Source organism: Flavobacterium sp. MFBS3-15 (assembly GCF_026107645.2).
In the GTDB taxonomy this organism is placed as follows: domain Bacteria; phylum Bacteroidota; class Bacteroidia; order Flavobacteriales; family Flavobacteriaceae; genus Flavobacterium.
In genome coordinates this window covers 1-5342 of the sequence record NZ_JAPCHV010000034.1, presented here as the reverse complement: position 1 = coordinate 5342, position 5342 = coordinate 1, and the positions used below count along the sequence as shown (strand labels likewise).

Here is a 5342-nt window from a genome sequence, read left to right as displayed (position 1 = left end):
AAGATTACTTTTGATTTATTATACACACCGCAAGTTAACAAACTTGCAGAATATAGGGAGCCCGAGGGCTCCCTTATTTGTTTAAAAAATTAGAGCTGCCTCACTTTTGAGACAGCCCCATTTTTTATTTCAAATTATTAAATTTTTCACAATATTTTTTTTCATAAATTTACTACACAAACTATAAATCAAACAATTATGAAAAAATTATTGCTTTCGATGGCGTTACTTGCCATGTGCTTTACCTCATGCAAAAAAGAAGAAAAAACGACTACTGAAACTGAGACAACGACAACATCGACCGACTCTGTTGCAAAAACAGAAGAAGCTCCTGAAGCACCCAGGGATTCTGTTGCAGAAATGAAAGCCTGGGAAGCTTACATGACTCCCGGCGATGCCCACAAAATGCTGGCAGCTGAAAATGGCACATGGTCCAATGAGATGACCTTTTGGCACGATGCCAATGCACAGCCCGAAAAGGCCATGTCGACTTCCGTATCAAAAATGATTCTTGGCGGGCGCTACCAGGAAACGAACTATACGGGCGAGATGATGGGAATGCAGTTTGAAGGGCGAAGCACCGTTGCATATGACAATGCTATCAAGCAATATGTCTCCACCTGGATAGACAATATGGGAACGGGCATGATGGTTATGAAGGGCGTAATGGCAGAAGACGGAAAATCAATCGAATTCAATGGCGAAATGGTAGATCCTGTGACCGGCAAGGCTGAAATGTGCAGGGAATTATATACTATAGTAGATGATAAAACCCGTAAGATGGAAATGTTTTCCGGATCGGGGGAAAAGCAATTCAAAGCCATGGAAATTGTAATGAAAAAGAAATAATGACCACTATCGCAGTAAATACATATCCGGCCACAGTGCCGGATTTTTTTGTTTATAGCTAACGAATTAAAAAAAAATACAGTTTCGTTTGTTTTATATTGATATATCAAATATATTTGCATCAAATATTTACAATGGAGAATTTAAACAGCATCGTGTTCTACACCATAGACAAGGCTATAAAAAGTTACAGGCAGTTTGCCCAGAAACAATTGAAAGATGCCGGCTTTAACCTAACCATCGACCAATGGCTGGTACTAAAAGCTTTGGAACAGGACAGCAACGCCCCACAGCAGCAAATTGCAGCAACGGTGTTTAAAGACGTAGCCTCGATAACACGCATTATAGAGTTACTGGTTCAGAAAGGCTACCTGATCAGGGAATTCCACTCAGAAGACAGGAGGCGCTTTAAAATTACCCTGACAGATATGGGAAATGAAGTGCTCAAAAAAATGCAGCCCCACATCATTGCCAACAGGAACACCGCACTGAAGGGCATAACACATGACGAAATAAAAATGCTGCAGGAAACCCTTTCAAAAATCGCTGAGAATGTAACATAGTTCAATCATCATCAATCACCAATCATCATCAATCATCAATCATCAATCAAAAAACGGACAATCATGAAAAAACAATTCTTCCTGGCGACACTGGTAGCCATGGCAACAGTATTTGTTGCGCAAAAGATGAGTGCGCAGGAAAACCAGTCCAAGCCGTTGGACAAAGCCACTAAAAATGCGGTCATCGCTTCGTTGTTAACACAAATGGACGACAAGTACATTTTCCCCGAAACAGCCAAGGCCGCTGCACTAAAAATTAAGGAATACCAAAAGAAAGGTGTTTACAACACAATAACCGACCCTGGGGAATTTACCAGGTTGCTTACAGAGCAGTACCGGGATATTATAAAAGACAAGCACCTGAGCGTATGGTACAATCCTAACCAAAAGCCAAAAGACGGCCCAAAGGACGAAGCCGTGGAAAAGGAACGCGAAGCGAGATTCCTGCGCCACATGGGCCGGCAGAACTTCGGCTTGCCAAAGCTCGACATACTGGAAGGCAATGTGGGCTACCTGAAGATCGACGGCTTCGGCCCTGTGGATAAAGTAGGCGAAACCGTAACCGGTGCCATGATGTACCTTGCCAATACCGAGGCGCTCATCATCGACCTGCGCGACAACGGTGGCGGCGAACCCGACCTGGTACGCTACGTGGCCAGCTATTTCTTTGGCGATGAACCGGTGCACATCAACGACCTGTACTATCGCAAAGGCAATGAAACCACCGAATACTGGACGATTCCCGTTCACGGCAAAAAATACATCGGCAAGCCGGTATACGTGCTGATCTCGGGCAGGACATTCTCAGGCGGGGAGGAACTGGCCTACGACCTGCAAACGCAAAAACGCGCCACACTGGTAGGCGAAACCACAGGAGGCGGTGCCAACCCCGGCGACATGGCCGACCTGGGCAACGGGTTCTTTGCCTTCATTCCCGACGGGCGCGCCATAAACCCCATTACCAAAACCAATTGGGAAGGCGTTGGCGTTAAGCCCGATGTGGCCGTACCAGCCGCCGATGCGCTGAAGAAAGCACACACAATGGCTCTCGAAGAACTACTGGAAACTGCGACAGACGACATGAGCCGCGACTTTTACAAAAAAGGCCTTGAGGCCATACAGCAATAAAAATTTTAGGTTAGGTTTAGGTTTTTTAGGAAATGCCGTGGGTGAAAACCTGCGGTGTTTTTGTTATTGCTACGAAATGCCCGTGTCATTTTTAGCGAAACGCAGTGGAGTCGAAAATCTCAAAATACGCTGTGTAAAGTCAGGAGACTTTTTGGAGCAGGCTAATCAACCATAGTATCCATTAGAGTTTCCAAAAGCTTTAAGACTCTTTCATCTGATAAGTCATTTACCTCATAGTGCCTGTAAACTTTATCGCCCTCACGGAATGTTACATCAAGATAATCCTGATAGGCGTAGATTTTTATGTGTTTTTGATCATTCCTGAGACCATGCTCAACCGAACGCGAAATAATCAGCATATCAACCGAAGTGCCTAACCGAAAATACTTGTCATAGCCTTTTTGTTTTAAATCCGATATAAATTTGATTATTGGCTGTACCTTGCCCCAATGCCCCTCGGCTGTAAAAGCGTCATAAAACTTTTCAGTATCTGCCCACGAATCCCCGAAACGTTTAACGATTTCAGCTATTCTTTCGTTCATATGATCTGTTCTCATGAATTCACAAATATTTCCATATTCCAAAATGCTTTGCAAACAATATGCTCTTATACAAACATATCATATTATAAATTCGGCCTAAATCTTTCAAATGTTTGCCAGTATTTATCTTTAAAAATATCGTATTCAATTTCAAAACTTCCTCTATTTCCCTTAACAGTATCGAAAAAAACTTTTGACGGTTTACGAAAATCTTTACAGGCAAAATAAATTTTGCGTTCGTTATCAGCGGTCTGCCTCCCTACATTTATATACCCATCTTTGGCGGATAGCTGCCGTAAAATATCTTGCTCAATTTGATCCATCTTTTCATAGTCCTCATTATTGGGCATGCCATTATTTCTGCTACCATCGTAGTTAATTGTTACAATTCCTATCCATGGATGAGATGCTTTACTTTCCCAACCAAGAAGCTGGGTATTGATGGCTGCGATCAAATAATTTCCATTTCCCAATTCCGCTTCTAAAATTGAATGCTCATCACAATCATTTTCATAGCTAACTCCCTCATATTTTTCCACAAACTCTTTCTGCCTCCAGTTAAGAAAATCTTTGAATTTAGCAATAGGGACAAGTTCTTTTTTGGCTTCGTCCAGGCCAATTATTGTTAGGCTGTCAACATCATTCACGAAATTAAGCTCTCCTAAATAATTATCCAGGAAAATATAAATCCCCATTGCAAGTTCCTGCCGGTTTTCTTCCGTCAGGTCATTATGGGCTATCGAAATATCAATCTCATCAGGATAGTCAGGGTCGTCATTCGAATAAAATGATAAGTTGTCACTGTCAAATTTATATCCGCCCATCTCTATTCCGATATTTTCGATAGCCAGCGCGGGTTTTAGAGCGGTAAATTTCCACCCTTTTATTTCGGGAGCCTGTTCTACTAATTCTTCAACAAATACAATGTTTTTAGTATTGCCATCTGCCGTAAATACAAGCTCCACCGTATTGTCATCGCACATGCCGGTTAGGTAAAAATAACCTTCCTTCAACTTTGAAAGCTTAGGGGAAAGTTTATCGAAAAAGGCCTTCTCAATATCTTCTCCGTTTTTAACTACTTTAAAAAATGTTCTTTCATTTTTCTGAAACCAGTCCCAAAAGTCTGTATAGCTTCTGATCAGCACCTCTTTCTTTCCAAATATATTATTTAAGAAACCCATTTACTTACATTTATTTGATGAATTTATTCTTATCCAAATAAACAAATAAAACAATAAACACGCACAATGACCCCCATCTCTTTTTCCTTAAAAAAAACTTCTGCCGAATGACCACCATCATGTTGCAGCCCTTTACCCTCCCCTACTTTTGAGGTGTTAATCAATACAAGATACACCATGAAAAAATTAGCTTTTATCGCATTATCACTGTCACTATTGTGTACAGGCTTCGCGAATGCCCAGGAGGAAAACAGCAACGAATTTAAGCGCTGGCAGGTGCGCTTGCGCGGCGTAGCGGTAACCCCGGACGAGTCGGCGAGCATTGGCATCATTGGCGGTGACGCCAGCATATCCTCTACTTTTATTCCTGAGTTGGACTTCACCTACTTTTTTACCAAAAACATAGCCGCCGAGCTTATACTCGGTACCAGCAAACACGATGTGCACACAACGGGGTCGGACATCTCGGCCATTGGCGGCCCAACACACACCGATGTGGACCTGGGCAGCGTGTACCTTCTCCCTCCTACCCTTACACTCCAATACCACTTCATGCCCGACAGCGATTTCAGGCCTTATGCCGGGGCGGGTATCAACTACACCATTTTCTATGGCGTGGACGAAGGCAATACCATAAAGGATGTGGAGTATGACAATGCTTTCGGGTTTGCGCTGCAGGCGGGGCTTGACTATGCCATCAACGATAAATTTTTCGTCAATGTCGACGTGAAGAAAATATTCCTGAAAACCGATGTTACCGTAGATGCCTCCAACCTTGCGGATGGCCTGAGCATACCTGCTGAGGTAGACATCAACCCATGGCTGTTCGGCTTTGGTGTGGGAATGAAATTTTAATCTATCGGGGTTGTTTTTTTTGGAAGGGCTGTCCAAGTGGCAGTCCTTTTTTTGTTGTAAAATGAATATTTATAATCCTGCCAAGTTTTGAAAATGGAAATTCATGCTCCGCATTCTATGATATAAAACAATTAAAATCAGTAAAAAATTATCCTGCGAATTTATATGTATTTATAAAGGGTGACTGTCTATTGATTACAGAGAATACTCTGCTAACTATCTTA

6 protein-coding genes are annotated in these 5342 nt (G+C 42.3%); 4 read left to right on the top strand and 2 right to left on the bottom strand.

Annotation, left to right across the window (positions count from 1 at the left end; translation table 11 throughout):
- Window positions 1-198 precede the first annotated feature (198 nt).
- From OGH69_RS18145 to OGH69_RS18135, 3 genes are all read left to right on the top strand, one after another.
- The gene (locus tag OGH69_RS18145; RefSeq protein WP_265175918.1) at window positions 199-849 is read left to right on the top strand and encodes a DUF1579 domain-containing protein; all 651 of its coding nucleotides are present in this window, start codon (window positions 199-201) and stop codon (window positions 847-849) included.
- Window positions 850-983: 134 nt separating this feature from the next.
- Window positions 984-1412: a MarR family winged helix-turn-helix transcriptional regulator gene (locus OGH69_RS18140; protein ID WP_265175917.1), complete on the top strand. Its 429-nt coding sequence runs from the start codon at window positions 984-986 to the stop codon at window positions 1410-1412.
- A 63-nt stretch (window positions 1413-1475) separates the two neighbouring features.
- Complete coding sequence (locus OGH69_RS18135; RefSeq protein WP_265175916.1) at window positions 1476-2540, top strand: S41 family peptidase; 1065 nt, start codon at window positions 1476-1478, stop codon at window positions 2538-2540.
- Between the two features lie 161 nt (window positions 2541-2701).
- Here OGH69_RS18135 and OGH69_RS18130 read toward each other — a convergent pair whose 3' ends face one another.
- Both OGH69_RS18130 and OGH69_RS18125 read right to left on the bottom strand, forming a co-directional pair.
- A complete protein-coding gene (locus tag OGH69_RS18130) occupies window positions 2702-3082 on the bottom strand; it encodes a hypothetical protein (RefSeq protein ID WP_265175915.1) in 381 nt (126 codons plus the stop codon).
- A gap of 83 nt (window positions 3083-3165) precedes the next feature.
- Window positions 3166-4263 (bottom strand): DUF695 domain-containing protein, encoded by a 1098-nt coding sequence (locus OGH69_RS18125; RefSeq protein WP_265175914.1) that lies wholly within the window; start codon window positions 4261-4263, stop codon window positions 3166-3168.
- Window positions 4264-4440: 177 nt separating this feature from the next.
- Here OGH69_RS18125 and OGH69_RS18120 point away from each other — a divergent pair, with 177 nt between their 5' ends.
- The gene (locus OGH69_RS18120) at window positions 4441-5118 is read left to right on the top strand and encodes an OmpW/AlkL family protein (RefSeq protein ID WP_265175913.1); all 678 of its coding nucleotides are present in this window, start codon (window positions 4441-4443) and stop codon (window positions 5116-5118) included.
- Window positions 5119-5342 lie beyond the last annotated feature (224 nt).